The organism is Bradyrhizobium barranii subsp. apii, from assembly GCF_011516635.5.
In the GTDB taxonomy this organism is placed as follows: Bacteria; Pseudomonadota; Alphaproteobacteria; order Rhizobiales; family Xanthobacteraceae; genus Bradyrhizobium; species Bradyrhizobium barranii.
Genome location: NZ_CP096255.1, coordinates 293,093 through 317,205 on the forward strand (window position 1 = coordinate 293,093; position 24,113 = coordinate 317,205).

At 59.1% G+C, this 24,113-nt stretch carries 16 protein-coding genes and 3 pseudogenes; 12 read left to right on the plus strand and 7 right to left on the minus strand.

Annotation, left to right across the window (positions count from 1 at the left end; all coding sequences use genetic code 11):
* Positions 1 to 20: 20 nt before the first annotated feature.
* Together HAP41_RS01375 and HAP41_RS50240 are read right to left on the minus strand one after the other, a co-directional pair.
* Positions 21 to 1,928, minus strand: coding sequence for a bifunctional 5-dehydro-2-deoxygluconokinase/5-dehydro-2-deoxyphosphogluconate aldolase (locus tag HAP41_RS01375; protein ID WP_166063227.1), 1,908 nt, complete (start codon positions 1,926 to 1,928; stop codon positions 21 to 23).
* Positions 1,929 to 2,559: 631 nt separating this feature from the next.
* On the minus strand, positions 2,560 to 2,733 hold the full coding sequence (locus tag HAP41_RS50240) for a hypothetical protein (protein WP_321576395.1): 174 nt from the start codon (positions 2,731 to 2,733) through the stop codon (positions 2,560 to 2,562).
* A 214-nt stretch (positions 2,734 to 2,947) separates the two neighbouring features.
* Here HAP41_RS50240 and HAP41_RS01385 point away from each other — a divergent pair.
* A pseudogene (locus HAP41_RS01385) lies at positions 2,948 to 3,702 on the plus strand (ABC transporter permease); the annotation flags it as partial.
* A 205-nt stretch (positions 3,703 to 3,907) separates the two neighbouring features.
* Here the strand turns inward: HAP41_RS01385 and HAP41_RS01390 are convergent.
* From HAP41_RS01390 to HAP41_RS01400, 3 genes are all read right to left on the minus strand, one after another.
* Positions 3,908 to 4,854 (minus strand): IS630 family transposase gene (locus HAP41_RS01390; RefSeq protein WP_166063189.1). Its coding sequence is split into 2 segments (ribosomal slippage): positions 3,908 to 4,515 and positions 4,515 to 4,854, totalling 948 coding nucleotides; the frame shifts between segments, so codons are not numbered across the junction.
* A gap of 418 nt (positions 4,855 to 5,272) precedes the next feature.
* Positions 5,273 to 6,499, minus strand: a complete 1,227-nt coding sequence (locus HAP41_RS01395; RefSeq protein WP_166063177.1) for an IS91 family transposase — start codon at positions 6,497 to 6,499, stop codon at positions 5,273 to 5,275.
* Positions 6,500 to 6,519: 20 nt separating this feature from the next.
* Positions 6,520 to 7,380, minus strand: coding sequence for a tyrosine-type recombinase/integrase (locus tag HAP41_RS01400; RefSeq protein ID WP_029085027.1), 861 nt, complete (start codon positions 7,378 to 7,380; stop codon positions 6,520 to 6,522).
* A 64-nt stretch (positions 7,381 to 7,444) separates the two neighbouring features.
* Between HAP41_RS01400 and iolG the strand changes: the two genes are divergently transcribed.
* From iolG to HAP41_RS01440, 8 genes and pseudogenes are all read left to right on the plus strand, one after another.
* The gene (gene iolG, locus HAP41_RS01405) at positions 7,445 to 8,431 is read left to right on the plus strand and encodes an inositol 2-dehydrogenase (RefSeq protein WP_166063149.1); all 987 of its coding nucleotides are present in this window, start codon (positions 7,445 to 7,447) and stop codon (positions 8,429 to 8,431) included.
* A gap of 178 nt (positions 8,432 to 8,609) precedes the next feature.
* Complete coding sequence (gene istA / locus HAP41_RS01410; protein ID WP_166105319.1) at positions 8,610 to 10,121, plus strand: IS21 family transposase; 1,512 nt, start codon at positions 8,610 to 8,612, stop codon at positions 10,119 to 10,121.
* Between the two features lie 14 nt (positions 10,122 to 10,135).
* Positions 10,136 to 10,888 (plus strand): IS21-like element helper ATPase IstB, encoded by a 753-nt coding sequence (gene istB / locus HAP41_RS01415; RefSeq protein ID WP_166057122.1) that lies wholly within the window; start codon positions 10,136 to 10,138, stop codon positions 10,886 to 10,888.
* A gap of 128 nt (positions 10,889 to 11,016) precedes the next feature.
* Positions 11,017 to 11,535 (plus strand): annotated as a pseudogene (locus tag HAP41_RS01420) (IS66 family transposase); the annotation flags it as partial.
* Positions 11,536 to 12,003: 468 nt separating this feature from the next.
* A pseudogene (locus HAP41_RS01425) lies at positions 12,004 to 12,839 on the plus strand (IS5 family transposase).
* The gene (locus HAP41_RS01430) at positions 12,824 to 16,060 is read left to right on the plus strand and encodes a DEAD/DEAH box helicase family protein (RefSeq protein WP_224580544.1); all 3,237 of its coding nucleotides are present in this window, start codon (positions 12,824 to 12,826) and stop codon (positions 16,058 to 16,060) included. Before HAP41_RS01425 ends, HAP41_RS01430 begins: the two are co-directional and overlap by 16 nt.
* Before the next feature lie 928 nt (positions 16,061 to 16,988).
* Entirely contained in the window at positions 16,989 to 18,305 is a 1,317-nt protein-coding gene (locus HAP41_RS01435) for a hypothetical protein (RefSeq protein ID WP_224580543.1), read from the plus strand.
* On the plus strand, positions 18,286 to 18,801 hold the full coding sequence (locus HAP41_RS01440) for a hypothetical protein (protein WP_224580542.1): 516 nt from the start codon (positions 18,286 to 18,288) through the stop codon (positions 18,799 to 18,801). Before HAP41_RS01435 ends, HAP41_RS01440 begins: the two co-directional genes overlap by 20 nt.
* Before the next feature lie 64 nt (positions 18,802 to 18,865).
* On the opposite strand, the gene istB (HAP41_RS01445) is transcribed toward HAP41_RS01440, so the two are convergent.
* Together istB (HAP41_RS01445) and istA (HAP41_RS01450) are read right to left on the minus strand one after the other, a co-directional pair.
* Complete coding sequence (istB, locus tag HAP41_RS01445) at positions 18,866 to 19,618, minus strand: IS21-like element helper ATPase IstB (RefSeq protein WP_166057122.1); 753 nt, start codon at positions 19,616 to 19,618, stop codon at positions 18,866 to 18,868.
* Positions 19,619 to 19,632: 14 nt separating this feature from the next.
* Positions 19,633 to 21,144, minus strand: coding sequence for an IS21 family transposase (gene istA, locus HAP41_RS01450; RefSeq protein ID WP_166105319.1), 1,512 nt, complete (start codon positions 21,142 to 21,144; stop codon positions 19,633 to 19,635).
* 120 nt (positions 21,145 to 21,264) lie between these two features.
* Here istA (HAP41_RS01450) and HAP41_RS01455 point away from each other — a divergent pair, with 120 nt between their 5' ends.
* The 3 genes from HAP41_RS01455 (at position 21,265) to HAP41_RS01465 (ending at position 23,695) form a co-directional block, all read left to right on the plus strand.
* Positions 21,265 to 21,780 carry a phospholipase D-like domain-containing protein gene (locus HAP41_RS01455; RefSeq protein ID WP_224580541.1) on the plus strand — a complete coding sequence of 172 codons (516 nt, stop codon included), beginning with the start codon at positions 21,265 to 21,267 and terminating at the stop codon, positions 21,778 to 21,780.
* Between the two features lie 337 nt (positions 21,781 to 22,117).
* Entirely contained in the window at positions 22,118 to 22,864 is a 747-nt protein-coding gene (locus HAP41_RS01460) for a hypothetical protein (protein WP_166063137.1), read from the plus strand.
* Between the two features lie 234 nt (positions 22,865 to 23,098).
* The gene (locus HAP41_RS01465) at positions 23,099 to 23,695 is read left to right on the plus strand and encodes a hypothetical protein (protein ID WP_166063108.1); all 597 of its coding nucleotides are present in this window, start codon (positions 23,099 to 23,101) and stop codon (positions 23,693 to 23,695) included.
* Positions 23,696 to 24,113: the final 418 nt, after the last annotated feature.

A 24,113-nucleotide genomic window follows, 5' to 3' on the forward strand; every position in this document is an offset into this window, starting at 1 on the left:
GAAATTGCTCCAGCAGAAGTTTATGCCGCCTTGCGCTCGCGGGAGGCTAGCCATGCTTGGCTCAGTCGCTCGAAACGAGCGGCCATGTCGGCGATCGCCTCCTCATCTGACATCTTGCCCGCCAACCACTCTTCGGCGGCATGGGCGATGATCGTGCGCCCGACGGCGAAGCCCTTGATGATCGGAACGTGCGCCGTCGCCACAAACGCTGCCTCGAGCTGGTCCTGCGGTGCTTCCAGTCCGAGCAGCATAACGCCCTTGCACCAAGAGGCGTGCTTGACGATGGTCGCTTCGATCCGTACCCAGGCGGTGGCGGAAGCCTGCGGTTCAAGCTTCCACCACTCCGGCTTGATGCCCAGGGAGTAGAGTTCGTCGAGTGCGCGCGGGATCGTGTCGTCCTGCAGCGTGCCGTGCTTGCCGGCGATAATCTCGATGAGGAACTCGCGGCCGACCTTGTGCGATGCGTCGAAGAGCGCGCGAAGCTTTTCCTGCTGTTCCTTCTTCAGTGGCGCGGGATCGTCGGCATGACAGAAGCACAAGCACTTAATGCAGTGATCGAGCGGCCAGCCGATCAACTGAGATCCGATGTCCTGTGAGAACTCGAAACGCAGCGGCCGCGAACCTGGCAGCTCGACCGGCCGGCCGAGCCAGGAGAACGGATGGCGCGCGAATTCGAACAACGCTTCGCGGCCGAAGCGCTCGTCGATCAGCATACCGTAGTCGTCGCGTCCGGCAGCCACTCGGACTGCTGCCTTTACCGCCAACACCTTGAAGGCATTGATGCGCGAGGGCTGTGCGTCCACCCTCACGGCGACCTCCTCGAGCTGGCTGCGGTGATCGCACGCCAGCGCCATGACCGAGGGGATCTCGCGCCGTCGCGTCGTGGCCCAATGGATGTGGTTGATCGTCTCGTCCTTGCGCAGCGCAGTGAACGGGCTGCCGTGCTCGAGGAAATATCGTAGCTCCTCGAACGTTGGATACTCGGGCGCGCATAGCAGCCGCGACACGGCAAATGCGCCGCAGGCATTCGCCCAGGTCGCTGCCGTGGCGAGGCTTTCACCGCCCAGCCAGCCGCGCAGGAAGCCCGACATGAAGGCGTCGCCGGAGCCGAGCACGCTGAAGACTTCGATAGGGAAGCCCTTGCCGAAAATGCCATCCTCGAGATTGTCGCTGATGTTGCCATCATAGACGACACAGCCCATGGCGCCCCGCTTCAGCACGATGGTCGCATCGGAAAGCGCCCGTATCGCCTTCAAAGAGCCAACAACGTCATCCTCTCCGGTGGCTATTCGAATTTCCTCCTCGGTCCCAACGATTAGGTCGCAGTCGGCGAGCACGGCACGAAGCTTGTTGGAAACGGCATCTGATTTCACATAGCGTTCGGCCGCATACCCGGCAAGGCCCCACAGGTTCGGCCGGCAATCGATGTCAAACACCACCTTGCCACCCGACGCCTTGATCGCCTTGAGCTGGGCGGCCTCCGGAGCGGAGAAGTGCGTACCGGTCACCACGATTGATCGCGCGGAGGCAATGAAGCTCCGATCGACGTCCTCAGGCGAGAGCGCCATGTCGGCGCGATCCGGGCGGACGAAAATCATCGGCGAAACGCCTTCGTCCTCGACGGCGAGCAGGACCAGCGCACTCAGTCGGTCCGGATCGCTCTTCAGCGCCTCGACATTCACACCCTGACGTATCAGTTGCTCGCGGATGAAGGATCCCATTTGCTCGCCGCCGACGCGGCTCAGCAGCGCCGAAGGCAGGCCGAGCTGCGCCGTGCCGACCGCTATGTTAGCCCGACACCCGCCAACCGATTTGGCAAAGGAGGCGACGTCTTCGAGCCGCGAGCCAATCTGCTGGCCGTAAAGGTCCACAGAAGCCCGACCGATGGTGACAACATCGAGCTGCCTAGCTCTGGCGATCTCAACCAAAGCGACCTCCTAGCTATGAAATGGCCCTTTCGTATTTGAAACACTGGTTTTTTTTGGTCAAGATGAAATGTTTATAGCATAAATGTCGGGCCCTACTTTTGATGACGGATCTCCGCGACGCGAATAGCCAGCGCGGCCACCAGGGACGTGCTGGCAGCCAGGGAGGGCAATCCTCCAAAATCTGACTCCGCCACCTCGAACCGCACATTCGAAAGGTCCGAAAGCGGTGAGAATGCACTGTCGCTGATCCCGACTGTGGGGACTCCCCGAACTGCAAGAGTGCCGGCGTAGGATGGTCTCCTGGGGGTGAAAAACTTATGGCTATGGCGGCGGCGTGCGGCGTTGCGAAAGAAATGGTCTCGGGATCAAGTCCCGACGATGAATCGATCAGAACATTCCTGGCCAGCTTCCCCAATATGTAGGCAAGATAGCTTGCGACGGGGAACGATCATCGTTTGGCAAGTACATATATTACATTAGCACCAGATAGAATTTTTGTTGCCTGGTCAAAGCGGTCTCTCTCAATCGAATCGGCAAGCGTATCTATCGATTGTATCGATGCATGCATCAGGCCTTTCAGGACGTGGACGCCTTCACCTTCTGCTCCAATCATTTTCAGCGAGGTAAGGCGCTAATCACAGGAGATGTTACGGTCGCGAAGCCGTTCGCGGTATACCGATTGAAGCTTGGTGACTCCCTCAAATCCAAAGTGTTTCGCGAAACGAACCAAGGTCGATGCCTGAACGCCGGCTGAAGCGGCAATGCTGGCGGCGGTACCGAGGGCGACTTCGTATGGATTGTCCAACGAATATGCGGCGACCTGCCTGATCCATTTGGCATTCTTGTGCGTTGGTCGAGGATACGCTGCCGCAGCTCTTCAAAACCCGCTGGCGGCCCACGGCGGGTTTCGTCTGTCAAATTCACGTTCACCTACACACCAGATATTCCATTTCGACTGTAACACGGCACCAGTGCCATGGGCATGTGGTCAACGCGTCAGCGTTGTCCACCATGTTAGCGTCGATTGGTCGTCCGGCTCGGTCGTCGGCTTCTCGGCGATGGTGGCCGCGAGCTTAGCTCAGCCTCGACGTGGGGCAAAGTCGTTTATCCCGACCTCACGCACCTGCCGGCGGTCGTCCCGGTCCTGATCGGTATGGCTGTTTGCCGGTGCCATCAACGGCGCGCTCATTGTCTACACCAAGATCCCGCCGTTCATTGCCACGCTTGGTATTATGGTGTCTGCCCGCGGATTGGCGAAGTGGTATACTAAGGGGCAGCCGATTTCGGGTCTGATGGCTTCACCTTCTTTGGTAGTGGCATAGCACCAGTTATCATCTTCCTGGTGATCGCGGTGATCTTCCAGGTTGCCCTTCGCTATTGGGCTGGCAAGTTCACCTACGCCATAGACGCGAATGCGCAGGCGGCCCGTGTGTCCGGCATCAACATCGAGCGTCATTTGATCAAGGTGTACGCCATCGCCGGCACGTTGGCCGGTCTGGCGGGTATCGTGACCGCAGCCCGCGCCCAGACGGCACAGGCAGGCATGGGCACGATGAACGAACTGGACGCGATCCCGGCAGCAGTTATCGGCGGCACCCTAGCTCACAGGCGGCTCCGGAAGGATCGCCGGAACGGTCATCGGGACGATCATCCTCGGCACGATGATGTCTGGCTCCACGTTCCTGTATGTCAACATATTGCCAGGCGATCATCAAAGGCGTTATTATCGTCGCCGCATGTCGTGACCGACACGTACCATCAGCGCAACAGGAAGCCCATCAGCGCAACAGGAAGCGCCGACAATTTAGCGACCATTTCCGGCACACGAAGGGTGGACGTGTCGGGGACGCGTCCACCCTTCAGCTTGAAAGAGGAAGGAATGACAGTTCGCTTCGGGTTGCTTGGTGCAGGGCGCATTGGGAGAGTTCATGCCCAAGGGGTCGCTGCAACCCGCAAAGCTAAACTAGAGCGTTTTCCGATCACGTTGCGTCGTAACCAGCCGCGACGAGATAATTTTGACATTCCTCGGGTGAGAAGCGTTTGAGAGCGTTGGCGATTGCTTGCCAGAGATCGGGCATGGTGCGGGCTGCGGCGGTCCGCAACAGCGCTTTCAGTTTGGAGAAGGCCATTTCAATCGGGTTGAAGTCTGGACTGTAGGGCGGAAGATAGAGCAGGCTAGCTCCGACCGCCTGGATGGCCTCTCGAACGCCATGGACCTTGTGAGCGGGCAAGTTGTCCATGATAACGGTATCGCCCGGCCGCAGCGATGGGGCGAGCAATTGCTCGACGTAGGCCAGGAAAGCGTCGCCATCCATTGGACCGTCCAGAACAAGCGGCGCGATCAGACCGTCGGAGCGCAATCCAGCGGTGAACGTCGTCGTCTTCCAATGTCCGTGTGGGATAGCTGCACGACATCGCTCGCCGCGTGGCGAGCGCCCGTAACGCCGCGCCATTTTGGTGTTGGCGCTGGTTTCGTCGATGAAGACGAGACGCTCAGGGTCAAGGTCGATTTGCCCTTCGAACCACTCCTCACGTGCGGCATTTATATCGCCGCGCCGTTGCTCGGCGGCGTGCGCTGTCTTTTTTTAAGTGTGATCTTTCTGCGCTGGAAAAAACGCCAGAGCGACGCGATGCCAGTCGATATTCCATGACGTTTCAACAGTTCTCGCAACTCGGCAAGCGTGATATCCGGCCTCGCTGTCACCGCCTCCAGAATCAATTGCGAATGCGCTTCGATGCGCTGCGATTTGCGGTCACCGCCCTGGCGTTTAGGAACGATGTCGCCAACTTTCTTGAGGCGAGCGCGCCAGCGGATCGCACTGGCCGCGCTGACACCAAAGCGCTCAGCAGCCTGTCGACAGGACATGCCACCGTCAATCGCGGCTACCACCCTTTGGCGAAGATCAACCGAAAGCGCCCTGGCCATACATGCTGGCCTCCCTCGCCAGCATGCAGCTTGAATCTGACTCGCGCCGTTTTGGGAATCTGGAGGGTTCTGTGAGGTCGCGCTCACGCGAGGGCGCGGCAGGCGCTTATGACGCGACCTCATTGAAGCCGGATTGAACGAAGGCGCGGGAGGCTATTCGCGGTTTTGCAGCTATGGGGATTGTTCGAGATCGCCATGCCCGATCTGCTGGCTCGGCGCGTGAGGCAGAGACACAGGAGTGCGCATCCTGGAAGAGTTGAGATCAGACGCGCTTCGCCTGAGATCGCGATAGGCCTTTTGCTGCATCGGACGGTTGTTGTCGCGCAGTGTGACAGCACGGATTCGACATCGTCCGCGATGATCGAGACGCTGGGAGCGAAATGACGAATGATGATCGTCGTGCACGACATGACTTGGCTCACGATGTGTCGCATCGGAACGGTGATGTTCGAGGGCTGGGGCGTCTGAAGCTATGTCGAAAGCGCTCAATGATGCGCATGACGCCACCACAATCGGGACAGGCAGGAACCTCGACCCAGGTTTGAGCCTCCGAATCCACAGGCGACGGCTGGCCATCGTTTGGGGCTGTTCGCTCATGATCGAGAAGTTCGCGGCAAAGGGCGAGCTTGGCAGCGCGATGGCGGTTGGCCATGAAGCCGAAGTGGCGGATGCGGTGGAAGCCGTCAGGCGGCGTATGAAGCAGGAAACGGCGAATGAACTCATCGGGCTTGAGATTCATGATCTTTGTCGCGCTGTTTTGGCGATAGTCCTTCCATGAGAAGGCGACATGATCGTCGTCGAGTGCGACGAGCCGGCTGTTGGCGATCGCGACGCGATGGGTGTAGCGGCCGAGATAGGCCAGGACCTGTGCGGGTCCGCCGAAGGGCCGCTTGGCGTAAGCAACCCAGTTGATGCGTCGCATGGCGTCGAGGTGGGCCGCAAAGGCAGCCGGCTCGGCCAGAGCTCCGAGATCGCCGAAGAAACGCAAGGCACCGGAGTTGAAGGCTGCCGACAGACGTTTGAGAAAAAGTGTGCGAAATAGTCTGGACAACGGTTTGACGGCCAGGAAGAAGTTCGGTCGGCAAGCGGTCCAGCGCGCGCCATCGGGCGAGAGGCCGCCACCCGGAACGACGCAATGGACGTGGGGATGATGCATCAGCGTCTGTCCCCAGGTGTGGAGGACGGCGACGCCGCCGATCGCACCGCCGAGCCGGCGTGGATTGGCGGCGAGCGTCGTCATCGCCTCGGCGGCAGCCTTGAACAGGATGGCATAGACGACGGCCTTGTTCTGGAAAGCGATCGCGGCGATCGGTGCGGGAAGTGTAAAGACGACGTGGAAATAGGGAACCGGAAGCAGGTCGGCTTGACGCGCGGCGAGCCACGCGGCTCGGGCTCTCCCCTGACACTTCGGACAGTGCCGATTGCGGCAGGAATTATAGGCAACGCGTGTCGTGCCGCAGTCGTCGCAAGCCTGCATGTGGCCGCCGAGCGCCTCGGTCCGGCACGCAACGATCGCGCTCATCACGCGCCGCTCGACCCGCCCCAGATGACCGGCATGTACACGGCGATAGGCGTCGCCATGCCGGCGCAGAATATCGGCAATCTCGATGGCGGGCCTGTTGGAGCGGATGTCGGAGCGGGTCATGACCCGCATCCCGCTGCGGGTCATCCAGGTGGCGTCACCTCCAGCGACAGGCGATCGAGCGGGCTCTGCGTCGCTCGGATCGTATCGGTGGCGACCTGCGTGTAGCGCGCTGTCGACGACAAATTATTGTGCCCGAGCAAGACCTGGATGATCCGGATATCGGTTCCGTTCTCGAGAAGATGTGTCGCGAAGCTGTGGCGCAGCGTGTGCAGCGTGACGCGCTTGGTCAGGCCCGCAGCCTTCACCGCCGACCGGCAGGCGGCATGCAGCACGGTCTGATCGATCGGATGATCTTCGTCACGACCAGGGAACAGATAAAGCCGCGGCCGGGCGAGCCGCCAGTAGGTGCGCAGGATGCCCAGCAGCTGGGGCGACAGCATCACGTTGCGATCCTTCGCGCCCTTGCCGTGGCGCACCTGGATGACGCCGCGGGCGCTGTCGATGTCTTCGATCCGCAGTCCCGCAACCTCCGAGGCCCTGAGCCCGGCCGCATAGGCGGTGGTGAGCGCGGCGCGGCTCTTCAGGCTCGATACCGCTTCAAGAAACTGAACCACTTCGTCGGCGCTGAGAACGACCGGCAGCTTGCGCGGTTCTCGCGCATAGGGAATGCGCTCTGGGATGAGCGCCTCGCCGAGCGTGACGCCGTAGAAAAACCGTAGCGCACAGACGATCTGGTTCAGCGCCGGCCATGAGATGCCGGTCGAGACCAAATGCACCTGGAAGGCGCGGACGTCTTCCAGCTCTAACCGGTCAGGCGATCGGCCAAAATAGCGGCTGAACTTCGAAACCGCGCTGATGTAGGATCTTTGCGTCGCCGGCGACAGATTGCGGACGGTCATGTCTTCGATCATGCGGCGGCGAAGAGGGCTCAAATCGGCCATCTCGATACTCCTGTCTGAGGGGGTGGGCTCCAACACCCACATCCTCTCAGCCAGGAGGCGATCTATGCCACCTTGCCCCCTACGCCGCGGCAGCGGCTTCGTTCAATCCCCACCCGATTCTTTCCGGTCGGAAAATGCTCTAGTGGCTGTGGCTGACTCGTACCAAAATGCCGCGCAAGATATTTCGTCTGCCTATGGCGCCGAGGTCCGGAGCGTTGAGGAGATCGAAATCTCGCACGACATCGACGCTGTCATCATCTGTACACCGACCGACACGCATGCCGTTTTGATCGAACGGTTCGCGATGGCCGGTAAGGCGATCTTCTGCGAGAAGCCGATTGATCTCAGTATCGAGCGCGTCGAACGATGTCTCGCCTTAGTCGAGAAAACCGGCCGGGCACTGATGCTGGGTTTCAATCGCCGCTTCGACCCACACTTCGTTGCGGTACGGAAGGCGATCGACGAAGGGGCCATTGGTGATGTCGAGATGGTCACAATCGTGTCGCGCGATCCCGGCCCGCCGCCGCTTAGCTATATCAAGCGTTCGGGCGGAATCTTCCGCGATATGACTATCCATGATTTCGACATGGCGCGCTTCCTGCTCGGCGAAGAGCCGGTCAGCGTTAGCGCCGAAGCGTCCGTGCTCGTCGACAAAATGATCGGAGAAGCCGGTGATTACGATTCAGTGAGCGTTATCCTGAAAACCGCCTCCGGCAAGCACTGTACTATCTCAAATTCGCGTCGTGCCACCTATGGCTACGACCAGCGTATCGAGGTGTTGGGATCAAGAGGGATGGTGGCGGCCGAAAACCAGAGGCCGGTATCGATCGAACTTGCGAGCGGCTCCGGCTACACCCGCCCGCCGCTGCACGACTTCTTCATGAATCGCTATGTCGACGCCTATGCCAACGAGATCTCCGCCTTCATCGCCGCCATAGTCGAAAATCGCGCTATGTCGCCGAGTGGCGCCGATGGTCTCGCGGCGCTTCGGCTGGCCGGCGCTGCGCTCAAATCGGCAGAGACCGGCCGGGTCGTACGGCTCGAGACGTAATTGTTTGGCGCATGAACAACAGCATGGCTGCGGATTCCGATTTATTCCGGCCGGGTATTCCGACTTGAAGCCGGCCGGGTTTTGGAAGTCGGCGTTTTCGTTTGGGTCAGTCCTTCAGGCATCAAGTCCCTCGTTGATCCACGAGGGGAAGCGGATGCCGGCCAAGAGAGAACTGACCATGCGACAGATACGACAGATGCTGCGGCTTGCCCGTGATGGGGTGAGCGCCCGGGAGATCGGGCGCACGCTCGGGGTGGCGCGCAGCACGATCCAGGACAATCTCAAGCGTGCCTCGACTGCCGGGCTGGCGTGGCCTTTGGCGGGCGATCTGACCGACGCCGTTCTTGAACAACGTCTGTTTGCCCATGCCGGCGTCAGGCGCGGCTTCCGCCGGCGCCGGGAGCCGGATTGGGCCTCGCTGGCCTGTGAGCTGAAGCGGCCTGGCGTCAATCTGATGGTGCTGTGGGAGGAGTACCGGGCGGTCCATCCGGAAGGTTATGGCTACAGCCGGTTCTGCGATTTATTCCGGGAATTCGAGCGGCGGCTGTCTCCGACGATGCGGCAGGACCATCCGGCCGGCGACAAGGTCTTTGTCGATTACTCCGGCAAGAAGATCATGATCGTTGATCGCGCAACCGGGGTTGTGCGCGACGCGGAGATCTTCGTCGCCGTGCTTGGCGCCTCGAATTACACCTACGCCGAGGCGACCTGGACGCAGACACTTCCGGACTGGATCGAGGCTCATGTCCGAATGTTCCGGTTCTTTGGCGGGGTGCCACGCCTCGTCGTCCCTGACAATCTGAAGTCCGGCGTGCACCGGGCGTCGTTCTACGACCCCGAAATCAATCGCAGCTACGGGATGATGGCGTCCCATTACGGCGTTGGCATCCTTCCGGCACGGCCAAGAAAGCCCCGGGATAAGGCAAAAGTGGAAGCCGGAGTGCGTTTTGCCCAGACCTATATCCTCGGGCGGCTTCGCCGGCAGACCTTCTTCTCGCTGGCTGAGGCGAATGCGGCAATCGCCGCCGCGCTGGAGCGCATCAACGCCCACGTCATGCGCCGGATCGGCGTCAGCCGCCGACAATTGTTCGAGACCGTCGAGATGCCTGTCCTGGCGCCGTTGCCGGATGCCGACTATCAGTTCGCGGAATGGCTCCTGGCCCGCGTCTCGCTCGATTATCACGTCGAGGTCGACGGCTTCTTCTACTCAGTTCCACACGGCCTGATCCGGGAGCAGGTCGACGTTCGCGCCACCACCCGGACCATCGAGTTGTTCCATCGGGGTTTGCGTGTTGCTGCTCACCAGCGCCGTTATGGCGGCCGCCGGCACGGCACTGATCCCGATCACATGCCCAGTGCGCATCGGCGTTACGCCGAGTGGACTCCCGATCGATTCCGGCGCTGGGGGCGGTCGATCGGGCCCAACACCGAGGGGCTCGTTCTCGCCATCCTGGCCAATCGGCCTCATCCCGAACAGGGATTCCGGACCTGTCTCGGCGTGCTTCGGCTGTTCAAGGATATTGATCCCGAACGCGCCGAGCTGATCGCGGCCCGCGCGGTCGCGGTCAGCGCACTGACCTACAAGAGCATCGCCTCCATCATCGCCAACAAGCTCGAACGCAGTTCTCGCGATACCGAGGACGCGATCATCGAACATCCCAATCTGCGCGGCCCCGGTTACTTCCATTGAAAGGATTATCCAGCATGCTCACCCATCCCACCCTCGACCTGCTGCATAGCCTTGGTCTCCACGGTATGGCCAAAGGCTTCAAGGACCTCGATGCCCAGTCCGAAGCGCGCAGCCTCGAACACGCCGAATGGCTGGCGTTGCTCCTGGAACACGAGAAAACGCTGCGCCAGCAAAAGCGGTTCGAAAGCAGAGCTCGAGCCGCCAAGCTGCGTCATGCCGCCTGCGTCGAGGATGTCGATTACCGCGCTATCCGCGGCCTCGACCGCACGCTCTTTCTAAAACTCGCCGCTGGCGACTGGATCCGGGCACGACATAATCTCCTTGTTACCGGGCCGTGCGGCGTCGGCAAGAGCTGGCTCGCTTGTGCCCTCGGCAACAAGGCTTGCCGAGACGACTTCTCAGTTGCCTACCATCGTGTGCCGCGTCTCTTCGCCGCTCTCGCACTCGGCCGCGCCGATGGCCGCTATACCAAGATGCTGCGGGCGATCGCACGACTTGATCTGCTGATCCTGGACGACTGGGGACCAGAACCTCTCGACGCCGACCAGCGCCGTGATTTGCTCGAAATCGTCGAGGATCGATACGAAGCCCGCTCGATTATCGTCACCAGCCAGCTGCCCGTCGATCGCTGGTACGAAATCATCGGCAACCCCACCATCGCCGACGCGATTCTCGATCGCCTCGTCCACAATGCCTACCGCATCGAACTCAAAGGAGAGAGCCTCAGGAAGCAGAAGCAACCCGCTCAAGATCAACCGGTCTCTTGACCTTCCCAGCCCTCGACGACATCATGAAATTGACCCATGCGAACGACGCCACGGGTGGCCGGCTTCAGATCGGAATACCCGGCCGGCTTCGAATTGGAATGCATGGCCGGCTTCGTCGGAATCCGCAGCCCGAGCAAGCGCTGCGGTTCTTTGAACAGCTCTACCGGGTTGAAAGGCGGGCGTGGGACGGAATACCGAAGAAGGGTGAAACACAGGCCTACTGCATTCGCCGCTTCCGCCAGCAACATAGTGTCCCCATCCTCAATGCTCTCAAAGTATGGCTCGATGACATGGCCCCGAAGGTCTTGCCTGACAGCAAGCTCGGCGACGCCGTATCCTACACCCGAAACCAATGGGAATATCTGACGCGCTACACCGGGGACGGCAGCATGCCGATTGACAACAATCTTCTGGAGCGCGACATCAGGGTTTTTGCAACTGGCAGGAAGAGTTGGTTGTTCAGCGATACCGTGGACGGAGCCAAGGCCAGTGCCGTCGTCTATAGCCTGATGCTGACCTGCCGCGCCTCACGTGTCGAGCCGTTAGCGTGGTTGCGCCACGTCCTCACCGAATTGCCTCAGCGCGCCGGCGACGCCGATATTACAGACCTGCTGCCCTTCAACTTCCACAAAGCCGCCACTGCCTGAACGGCTCGGTATCGCCCGATACCAGGGCAATCCATCAAAACCGCCGGCGTGCGAAGAAAATCGCGCTTACAATCAAGCAGCAGCGAAATCGACGCTGTGCTGCGTTTCATCAGAATGACGGCGTGTAGTTCTCCGGGACGGTGAAAGCGGAGAATGAGAGGAAGGCAGAAACCTAACGACACAAGGGACCATCTCAACAGATGGTCCCTTGTTCATCAATCGCGGCTTTCGGTTACCTTCGCGGCTTTGCGATTAACCGAAGCCTCCGAGCTGCGCGAAGATTAACGTGCCAGCCAGGCTCAATCTGAACCATGAAACGCCGATCGAATGACCGAATGTAAGAAGTGCGTTGCTGTCTATTGTTTTCCATGAGATTCAATCCTTAGTGTCTGTTCCAAAACATGTTGAGTCGAATGAATCGGTTGTGATTCAAGGTGAGCGGCCTGATTCGATGGGGACGCGCCGCCAATGTGGACTACCGAGAACCGTGCACGCTACGACCGCAGCCGCCTGCGCTATCCGAGCGACTTGACCGACGAGGAGTGGGCGCTGATCGCGCCTCGCATCCCGCCGGCCAAGCGCGGCGGCAACAAGCGTACGGTGGACCTGCGCGAGATTGCCAACGGGCTGATGTACATCCTGAGCACAGGTTGCCAGTGGCGCGCGATCCCCAAGGACCTGCCGCCGCGCTCGACGCTGTATGGCTACTTCGATCTGTGGAGCTGGAACGGCACGCTCGATAAAATTCATCACGCCCTCTATGTCGAATGTCGCGAAAGGGCCGAGCGCGAGGCTTCTCCCACCGCCGCCATCATCGATAGCCAGAGCGTGAAAAGCGCTGAAAAAGGGGGCCTCATGATCTCCATGGCTACGACGCGGGCAAGAAGATCAAGGGCAAGAAGCGGCACATTCTCGTCGACACGCAAGGCCTCTTGATGCACGCCATCGTGCATGCGGCGGACATCCAGGATCGCGACGGCGGCGTGCTCCTGATGGCAACGTTGTTCGGCCTCTATCCCTTTCTTCTGAAGCTCTACGCCGACGGCGGATATCAAGGGCCACATTTCCAGAAGGGGCTGCGTAGCGCTCTGAAGCGCGTGAACCTCGAAATCGTCAAACGCTCCGATCAGGCTCACCGTTTCGTCGTCTTGCCCAAACGCTGGATCGTCGAGCGTACCTTTGCCTGGCTCGGGCGATGCCGAAGACTGTCCAAAGATTGGGAATGCTTCAATCACAGGGCGCTCGCCTTTCTCAAGCTGGCCTCCATCCGACTCATGCTGCGAAAGCTATGCAATCCAAGGTAATCGTTCCGGACAGACTCTTAGATGCGAAGCTGGCTTTGGCGCGGGAAACTGATTCCACGCTTTATCAGGTCGAAATGTCGATTGGGTTCGATCCGGGAGTGCACCGGCCGATCAGGCTCGACCGTATCGCGCCTTCCTACCGATACAATCGCTATCTTGCCCATGATGCGCTCGGGATCAATTGCGGTGTTAGACGCCGCGGTCTGACAGATGCAGCGGTTCTGGAGACGACGTCGCTGCCCGTTTATTACCAGCCTCTTATCAGGCAGTTCGACCTGCCAACGCCGCCGAATTTTGACGCGCTTGGGTCGAATGACGGCGGGCTTGGTATCGTAAGGGGACTCCTTGGTGCCTTCGACGATTGGTTGAGGGATGTTGAAGCCTCCCAACCTTATGCCCGTTCGCTCGATCCGGTTGCCGATGCGAGTGACTACGCACGTGAAAAAGCGCAATTTGAATCGATCGATCTTCGCGGTTGGGCTGGGGAGCGGGACGCAATCGCACGTGGAGTGGGCATTCTTGAAAAAGCGGTGGCGGCGCAAGCCGCCGGAAAAACCGCGACCGATCCCGAGGTAATTCCATTGACCGCCTGGCGGTTCATGAATCAAGCGTTTGGTGAGTTCTGGAGGGATAAAAACGCAAACGTCAAAGGGTGGCGGCTGTTTCAGATCGCATTCATCTTGTCGCAAATTCCGGCGATTGTCTCGCGGATCGAGTGTTGGAAAAGCAGCCCTGCCGTAACAGCGAAGGACGACCGTGAGGCCTCTCTGCTTTACTTTTCAACGGGCGGTGGAAAGTCCGAGAGCTTTTTTGGTTTGCTCGTGTTCTGTCTGGCTTTCGACAGGCTGTGCGGCAAGCAACACGGCGTCACCGCGCTCGTGCGATATCCATTGCGCCTGCTAACCAGCCAGCAGGCCCAACGCCTCTCTCAAGTCTTGGCGGCAGCTTATAAAGTGCGGTGGTCTTGGCAGCGTCAAGGCCTGGACCTTAAAGGCGCAGGGTTCGACATTGGCTTTTGGGTTGGTGGCGGAAACACGCCGAATAACCGGAATGTCCGGGGCTTCTCGGAGATTCCGACCCTCACCAACGACTGGGACGAAGTATCTCTGCGGCGCGGCGACTATAGCATCTACTGGAAGAAGTGGGTGCGGCTAGCGAGCTGCCCGTTCTGCTCCGGCACACTTACGGGTGCGGATGGAAAGAAGACATCGACCATTGGGCTGCGACGTTTCCGTGAGGGGCCGCCTCCAGAGGAGCGCCTTGCACATTGCTGCTTCAATCGGGAATGCGCATGGAACGGGCGCCACGGCGCGACGGTTCAGCCGCATCCGCTTCCCATTCACATCATGGACTCCGACATCTATGCATATGCGCCGGCGGTCCTGCTAGGCACTGTGGATAAACTCGCGCTGATTGGGCAGAGCGCCAGGACGCTTATCCGTGTTCTTGGCATGTTCGGATTTGCCGCTTGGCAACACCGGGACTCCGGAAGGCTTGTCTCGCCGTGGCTCCGTGATCAGTTTCAGCGGGGACCCGATGCGTCTGGCTGTGAGGGGGTGTTTCCCTTCTATGGGGACGGAAGAAAGCTCTTTTTCGATCCATATCCTGTTCTTGAAATCCAAGACGAAGCCCATCTGTTGGACGAATCGCTTGGCACGTTTTCGGGGTTGTTTGAAACAACGTTTCTCCATGCCCTTCGTACCCTCTCACCGCTTCTGGGTGACCAGGTCATCAAGGAAGACGGTGTAGCGCGCCCGCCAAGGATCGTCGCGGCTTCGGCAACGGTTTCGGACCCCGCACGTCAGATTGATCAAATCTATCAGCGTCAGGTCGTTCTTTTCCCCCAACCGGGTCCGGATCTTTACGAAAGTTTTTACGCGAGGCTCCGCGAGCCGGATAGCGGCGATCCGGTGCGGGATGCCAGTGATAACTCCGAGCATCGAACGCCGACGCGTCGCCGCTATGTTTCGCTTATGACCAATGGCCGCACGCACACGGCTGCAACGGTAGCGATCCTGTCGGCATTTCATCTCACGATCACGCAAGTAATGAAGGGGTTGATCGAGGGCGATGATGCCGGGCGCTGGGCAATCCGAGAAGCGTTGGCTGATGCGCTCCCACCGGACATCTTCCGGGATGGCCACCGCGCCATTCTGCTCGACCGAAATATTGGCCATTCCGATATCGCTTACGCAGTCGATCTTGATCGCATTGCCCTTCTCTACGTGACGAATAAAAAGGGAGGCGACAATGTGAAAGCCGCCCTGCAAGACGTCATTCGCCGTGATCACAAGCTGGCCGGAATTGAAGACATCCCGGGCGTCCGCACGGCCCTTATCACGGGAGCAATCGATGCCGGGTTGATCAACGCGATCGTCACGGAAGCAGGTCAAAAGCCAGCGGTCGGGTCGCCATTCCGAGCGGAGGCGCTGCGGGACTCGCTTCGAGGCGTGATTGCGACCTCCGCCATTTCCCACGGCGTGGACGTGGACGAATTCAACATGATGTTCTTTGCGGGACAGCCTGCGGACATTGCCGAATATATCCAAGCATCATCGCGCGTGGGTCGAACGCACGTGGGTACGAGTATTCTTATTCCGACGCCACAGCAGCGCCGCGACCGCTACATCGTTGAAATCCACGATATCTTCCATCGTTTCTTGGAACGCATGATCGATGCGGCCCCGGTGGAGCGTTGGGCAGAGAACGCGATCACGCGCACCCTTGCGTCATTCTTGCAGCTCAAACTTTGCGGGGTTGACTACATTACGGAGATGAGCCGCGCGCGCACAAACCTAGAAAAGGCGTCGCTGGCCGAGCCGGATAACGTCGGTGAGATTGGTGAGAGATCGCGGACGGATCACATCAATCTCCTTGATGAGCTGTGTCAGTTTGTCGTGGATGGCATTGGGCTTGAACACGGCACCTCGCCACTCAACAAGGATTTCTACAGGCAGCGGATCAATCAACTCTTCCACGATGCAACGACCGCGATGGAGCAGTCCAATTGGAAAACGGAAAATCTAGATAGTTTTTTCAGGCAACCGGGCGCCCCTTTAACCCGCCCGATGACAAGCCTGCGCGACGTCAACGAAGCTGGTTCGATTGAAGGCGGCGTTGGAAGTGGATCCGACCGCATTCGAATGAGCGATCTGGGTCGTGTGATGTCGGCACTTATGCGGGGTAATAACAGCTGGACCGCCGGGGAAACCGGGGAATGAGGAAGAATGGCTAGACAACCCGCCGACACTGCCCGCGAAGCGGATGCCAAGGGGCCTTCAATGAGCCGTTCCCAAGCGCAAATAGCGATGAGCTATGCGCCGGGGCAACATTTCACGTTTGAAGGCGCTGCGGGCGCGTGTCAGGCCATGCCGTCACCTAGCGCGACGACGGCACGGCCGGAACAAACGACCAAGGTTCAAATCGAAATGCGAATCGACGAAGCAGCGCGCGCTTGGTTCGACAAAGCGATCACCTGCCGGCAAAACGAGGTCAATGTTCCGGCGCCTTTGCCCGAATTTTGCGTAGACGTGTCGCTCCTGGATACCTCACGGACACAATACAGCTTTAGACCCACAGCTTTTGTTTATTTGAAGCCCGACCGGATGGGGTACCTCCCACGGCCCACAACGCTGATTTGCAGCGAGTGCGGCCTGATCGAAGCGACTGCAAACCCCAAGCAGATGGGACAACGGCTGTCTGAGCTTAGCGAAGCCTGTCCACACCCCAAACGCCCCAATGATCCGTCGAATTGTTCGTGGGGCCAACTTGACGTGATCTTCGCCCACTGGTCGGGGTCTTGGAAAGCAGCCAGTCCCAATATGACGGTCTATGACCAGGCGACCCGGCGCCCGATAAAGCGCTATGCCATCTGCGGCAAGTGTGGCAGTCGCCAATTCGTCCTCAACAAAGATCAAGTGGCGCTTTCGAATTGGTCATTCTCCTGCGCCAATTGTGGGACGAAGAACCCGGACCCTTGGGTTGAGAAGTGTGATGAGACGCTGGGGCGCATTGCGTCATCCATCGGGCCGGGCGGAAACATCGTCGGCGAAGCGTCTATGGAGAAGATCAACTACGCCGCATCATCAGCTTATTTCGTGAAGTCGGACACATTTATCACCTTTCCGGAAGGCTCTGGGATCGAGGGCGTTGGAGCCCGGACAGACCCACCTTCTTCCCGGTGTGATCGAGCGGCTTGTCGGGTTGGAGGGGCCACCGCTGAGCGATGCCGAGGTAACCGCTCAGCTCTTGTCAAAGGAGCGGGGAGCCGAAGCGAAGGAGTTCGATGAGATATTGCAAGGACTGAAGCTGGCGACCGATAGCAAGAACCAAGTGGTGGCCGATCTGATGGTCAAGATGAGGGCCGAGCGGCTCGCCAATTGGCAGAAAGCTGGGTGGCTGCAACGCAACGCCGCGCTACCGCTTGACATCCTCTTGAAGCTTCAACAGCGGCACGAGTGGACTGGAAAGTACGATCCTTTCAGGCTTCTCGTTGAACATTCCGCGCTCACCAGAACCAAACTTCGCGGCGAGATTGTTGGGGGCCGGGCCAGTTACGTCGATTTCACAAACCCCGACGAATGGCTCGTGCCGCCAAGTTCGCCGCAACGGGCAACAATGGTCCAGAACGCGGAGGAGGCCATGCGCTTCTTGGGCGTGCGGCGTGCCGGCCTGATCAGCAAGTTTGACTTGTGTAAGTTCAGTTACGGATACTCTCGGGTTGGTAACACCCCCAAGATCCTAAAGCACGGCCGCATGATGCCGGTTCGCTTGAACCTTTTCCCCAAGGTGCAGACAGCTCAGGAGTCGCGCCACCCAGTTTATGTTCTCGAACAGTCGAACGAGGCCTTTTATTTCCAGCTTGATGAAGCGCTTGTCCGGTCGTGGCTTCTGCAGCCCGATTTAGGATGCGCCGACGCGGGCCTTCTCGCGGAATATCCCGACAATTTTGCGGCTGCGATGTTGAGTTCGGCAAAGATCATGTCCGGTTATCTTGAGGAACATGACCGCAAGTCGGACCCGACAATTTTCAAAATGACCTATGCGCTGCTCCATTCCTACGCGCACTACATCATGCAAGGAATTCAGCAGTTTTCCGGTCTGGATCTGGGTTCGATCGGTGAATACCTGTTTCCGAGCGATCTCGGATTCGTCGTCTACCGGAATGGAATGACCCTTGATCTGGGTGATTTGTCTGCGTTGTGGCGCGATCATCACGAGGCATTCCTCTCGTATCTGCGAAACTTTCCGACCTCGCTAGGCTGCAATCTCGGAAATCTGTGCATGACGAAGGGCGGGGTGTGCCCTGACTGCATCATGATTCCGGAGGTCATTTGCTTGACAGCGAATAAATATCTCAGCCGCTCCACCCTCATTGGTCGCGGCCGACCCGACTTCATCGTCGGGGAAGAACGCATAAAAGGCTACCTCCAATACGCGCTTGAAAATGCCAGAGCCGGTCAATGATCGCCGTTTTGATGCGCTTGTGAGCGAGCTTTATCCGCTTGCCACGCAGGCTGCGCGGATCGTCGCCCATCTGGCTGACACCCCAGTGGGGATGGACAGCTCGGATCGTGAACTTTCGTCCCGTTTGGGAGACGTCTCGGCGGAGCATGTTGCGATCGTTCGTCGGTCGCTTATAGAAAATGGCCTTGCCGTCCGGTCGAGTTTTGCGACCCGGCCGGTCGCGTCGGCTTCGGTGCTCACGGCTTTGGCCGACAATCTCCGGGGAATTGCCGCTTATCTCCGGGTCCATAAGGATCGTGACGCGGTTCGGCTTGTGCTCACCGAACCCGGGTTAAAAAGTGCCCTTCGTCGAGCCATTGACGACGCGCAGGCGCTGCCGCCGGTTGTGTTTCAAACGAGTGATGCGTTCTTCAATTTGGCGCGTGGCGCCAAGTGCGGATTCCGACGAAGCCGGCCATGCATTCCAATTCGAAGCCGGCCGGGTATTCCGATCTGAAGCCGGCCACCCGTGGCGTCGTTCGCATGGGTCAATTTCATGATGTCGTCGAGGGCTGGGAAGGTCAAGAGACCGGTTGATCTTGAGCGGGTTGCTTCTGCTTCCTGAGGCTCTCTCCTTTGAGTTCGATGCGGTAGGCATTGTGGACGAGGCGATCGAGAATCGCGTCGGCGATGGTGGGGTTGCCGATGATTTCGTACCAGCGATCGACGGGCAGCTGGCTGGTGACGATAATCGAGCGGGCTTCGTATCGATCCTCGACGATTTCGAGCAAATCACGGCGCTGGTCGGCGTCGAGAGGTTCTGGTCCCCAGTCGTCCAGGATCAGCAGATCAAGTCGTGCGATCGCCCGCAGCATCTTGGTATAGCGGCCATCGGCGCGGCCGAGTGCGAGAGCGGCGAAGAGACGCGGCACACGATGGTAGGCAACTGAGAAGTCGTCTCGGCAAGCCTTGTTGCCGAGGGCACAAGCGAGCCAGCTCTTGCCGACGCCGCACGGCCCGGTAACAAGGAGATTATGTCGTGCCCGGATCCAGTCGCCAGCGGCGAGTTTTAGAAAGAGCGTGCGGTCGAGGCCGCGGATAGCGCGGTAATCGACATCCTCGACGCAGGCGGCATGACGCAGCTTGGCGGCTCGAGCTCTGCTTTCGAACCGCTTTTGCTGGCGCAGCGTTTTCTCGTGTTCCAGGAGCAACGCCAGCCATTCGGCGTGTTCGAGGCTGCGCGCTTCGGACTGGGCATCGAGGTCCTTGAAGCCTTTGGCCATACCGTGGAGACCAAGGCTATGCAGCAGGTCGAGGGTGGGATGGGTGAGCATGCTGGATAATCCTTTCAATGGAAGTAACCGGGGCCGCGCAGATTGGGATGTTCGATGATCGCGTCCTCGGTATCGCGAGAACTGCGTTCGAGCTTGTTGGCGATGATGGAGGCGATGCTCTTGTAGGTCAGTGCGCTGACCGCGACCGCGCGGGCCGCGATCAGCTCGGCGCGTTCGGGATCAATATCCTTGAACAGCCGAAGCACGCCGAGACAGGTCCGGAATCCCTGTTCGGGATGAGGCCGATTGGCCAGGATGGCGAGAACGAGCCCCTCGGTGTTGGGCCCGATCGACCGCCCCCAGCGCCGGAATCGATCGGGAGTCCACTCGGCGTAACGCCGATGCGCACTGGGCATGTGATCGGGATCAGTGCCGTGCCGGCGGCCGCCATAACGGCGCTGGTGAGCAGCAACACGCAAACCCCGATGGAACAACTCGATGGTCCGGGTGGTGGCGCGAACGTCGACCTGCTCCCGGATCAGGCCGTGTGGAACTGAGTAGAAGAAGCCGTCGACCTCGACGTGATAATCGAGCGAGACGCGGGCCAGGAGCCATTCCGCGAACTGATAGTCGGCATCCGGCAACGGCGCCAGGACAGGCATCTCGACGGTCTCGAACAATTGTCGGCGGCTGACGCCGATCCGGCGCATGACGTGGGCGTTGATGCGCTCCAGCGCGGCGGCGATTGCCGCATTCGCCTCAGCCAGCGAGAAGAAGGTCTGCCGGCGAAGCCGCCCGAGGATATAGGTCTGGGCAAAACGCACTCCGGCTTCCACTTTTGCCTTATCCCGGGGCTTTCTTGGCCGTGCCGGAAGGATGCCAACGCCGTAATGGGACGCCATCATCCCGTAGCTGCGATTGATTTCGGGGTCGTAGAACGACGCCCGGTGCACGCCGGACTTCAGATTGTCAGGGACGACGAGGCGTGGCACCCCGCCAAAGAACCGGAACATTCGGACATGAGCCTCGATCCAGTCCGGAAGTGTCTGCGTCCAGGTCGCCTCGGCGTAGGTGTAATTCGAGGCGCCAAGCACGGCGACGAAGATCTCCGCGTCGCGCACAACCCCGGTTGCGCGATCAACGATCATGATCTTCTTGCCGGAGTAATCGACAAAGACCTTGTCGCCGGCCGGATGGTCCTGCCGCATCGTCGGAGACAGCCGCCGCTCGAATTCCCGGAATAAATCGCAGAACCGGCTGTAGCCATAACCTTCCGGATGGACCGCCCGGTACTCCTCCCACAGCACCATCAGATTGACGCCAGGCCGCTTCAGCTCACAGGCCAGCGAGGCCCAATCCGGCTCCCGGCGCCGGCGGAAGCCGCGCCTGACGCCGGCATGGGCAAACAGACGTTGTTCAAGAACGGCGTCGGTCAGATCGCCCGCCAAAGGCCACGCCAGCCCGGCAGTCGAGGCACGCTTGAGATTGTCCTGGATCGTGCTGCGCGCCACCCCGAGCGTGCGCCCGATCTCCCGGGCGCTCACCCCATCACGGGCAAGCCGCAGCATCTGTCGTATCTGTCGCATGGTCAGTTCTCTCTTGGCCGGCATCCGCTTCCCCTCGTGGATCAACGAGGGACTTGATGCCTGAAGGACTGACCCAAACGAAAACGCCGACTTCCAAAACCCGGCCGGCTTCAAATCGGAATGCCGGCCGGTTTCATTTCGGAATCGTGGCCGGCTTCAAATCGGAACGATGGCCGGCTTCAAGTCGGAATACCCGGCCGGAATAAATCGGAATCCGCAGCCAAGCAGGAACTGGTCATTCTTTCCCCGTTTATGGACCCTCAAGGGGCCGAACTGATGGTGGAGTTGTTTTCGATTTGCCGTCCGGAGGTACGTCGTGTCCTGATTGCCCGGCCGCTGGCAGAGCCGCAATGCGGGAACGCGTTCAACCCACGCGCAGCGGATTTCAGGCGTCTCAACGTGTCGGTAATTGAATACGCGTTGCCTTCATCGTTGCCGTCCGGCCGCGAGACATTTCACGCCAAAGTCGTTCTCGCCGATGACTCGGAATTTTATGTTGGCTCAAGCAACTTTATGGGGTCGGCGTTGGAGCGGTCGTTTGAGTGTGGCGTGTTCGTGCGTGGTGAGACCGCCAAGCAGATGCGCTCGGTGCTGCTAGCGGTTCAATCGGTCGGAAAGCCAATTCGCAATTATTAAGCTTGGAAACCAGAAGAACTTAGGATTTTTTCAACGGTTTTCGGACAACGCGCCATAATATTCTCTTCGCGCCGCACGTTTCACAAAGCTTATCAGTCGGTCAGATTGTGCCATAACGTTCGATTTGCGAACGGTCCGAAATGCCATCCTGATCGCCGCATCCAGCGTTGCCCACAGGCAAGTCTGTTGAGGGGCGATCCCCTCCTGCTCCCCGCTATTTACCCAACCTGATCAATCCTTCAGGATTTCAAGAGCTTGATAGAGCGGGGCTTCACTCTGCGCAGGTTGAGCTCCGAGTCAGAGTTAGGTACTGTCGCAGACACAGTATGGTGCTTGAATGCAGGATGAGTTTGCTGAAGCCGACTTGCTTTCGTTGCTAAAAAATGGGGTCAAGCGATCCATCGATCTGATTGCTCATATCACCGACTATCATGGAGGTCCGGTCACTACCGAGTACATGCTGACGTCTGATCTCGCGAGAGAGCTTATCGAGCAGAATTATCAGGTCGAGGTTGAATATCTGAACCGCAATTTTGCGAATGGTCTGACCATGCGGAGGTCGGGACGTCCAATCAAGAAGTTCGGCTCTAAGCGCACCGACGTCGCTGTGCTGTTCAACCATTTTGCGCCACTTGCGATGATAGAGATCAAGACCGGCGTAAAGACGGTGCGAGGAATTGCTGCCGACCTTATCAAAATCACGGATACGATTGACGCTCTTAAGCCAGAGTTTGCGAGCCGTGTGTGGGGAGCAGCAGTGTTCCAGGTCCATATCCCAGGCTCGAAGAGCCGTTACGAAGAAGCACACTTTAAAGCGGCAATCGATGAAACGATGAAGCTCATTGGTAAAGGGCTCACAAATCACGCGAAGACCCACCCGAACTACAATTTCCGTCTTCACAGCCTGCAGGCAGCAAACGAAGGTTACACTCCTCGGGAGCTTGAACCGGATGGCAATGGCGGTTTCGTTTGGGGGCAAGATGGCCACGCCACCCGCTACTATGCGGTTCTCATAAAAAGCAAAATCGCCAAGCCGAGGCTGCCGCGAACTATAGAAGAGCTGAAGGCATACTCTCAGACCTGAACAATGTGATGATGAACACCTTGCTGGCACTCTCCGACCATGACTTGGAGGGAGAACTAAACAAGCCAAATGCGCTCCGTCTCTATCCTTCGCTTGGGGGCCCACGATGCTTATGGAATCGAGATTCTTTGGGCTCCGTTTGATTACGTAAACCGAGACGCCCGGATCGTTGTCGTCGGAGTGACGCCAGGGCCGAACCAAGTGCAGCGTAGCTACGAAGCTGTGCGGAGAGCCGTGGCCAAGGGAGAAAATCATCAGGCAGATCTTGAAAGAATAAAGGCCGAGGCATCATTCCGCGGCGACGTAATCGAACCGAATTTAAAGTCCATATTGGAACATAGTGGCTTGGCCGAACGCGCTGGCATCGAGGACATCGACGATCTTTGGACCAAAGAGGCGTCCAAGGTGCACTTCACGTCAACGATCCGATACCCGACGTTCATCAACGGCAAACTATTCAACAATCAAATCGACTCTCTCGCACACCCGGAGCTTAGGAGGTACGTAGAAACCTGTCTCGCGGAGGAGCTTGCCAGCATTTCGGCCGATGCCGACATCGTGGCGCTTGGCCAAAAAGGCCCGAGGATCGTCCGCTACGCGGCTAAGGCTGCGGGGATCGATCCAAGACGCGTTGTGGCACTTCCTCACCCGTCAGGCAGCGCGACTGGCGCAGTACGCGATTTCCTATCAAAAAAGAGGACGAAAAGCTTCCGGCCCTGCCGCTGCATGCTTTGCGACCGCACCCGTATCCCCAAAGGATGGGATTTATCCAAGCGCTTTCAGATCCACGACTTGATTCACGGAAAGGACGACGCAGGAGACGCGAGGTGATGGCTGTTTCGCTGCAGTCATAGCAGTACCCGATTTCGTTTTGCCCTGAGTACCGGCACTTTTTGGTGAAGGCGGTTAAGGCGTTTTCCGGATTCACTCATGTCGATCTGGCCGTACTCGCGACCGGTCAGTTCTACGCTCCGAAGCCGCAGATGGCTGGGACCTGTGATGTACTCGAACTCTTCAGACAAAGCCGACGTGCGCTTTTGGGCCGATCGATGAAACTCAGAAATAATACCCCTCGGCTCCCCTTCCGAATGCCGGACTGGCAAACCCGTTGCTTGATGTGGAGGTTGTCGTACCGGGACCTAACTCTGCGGAGGTTGAGCTCCTGCTCGCCGTTTCAAGAAGAAGCCGCCACTGTCTGAACGAAAGTTCGCGGGACATCCACCAATCGTTTGTAAGGCAGGCCAATGGC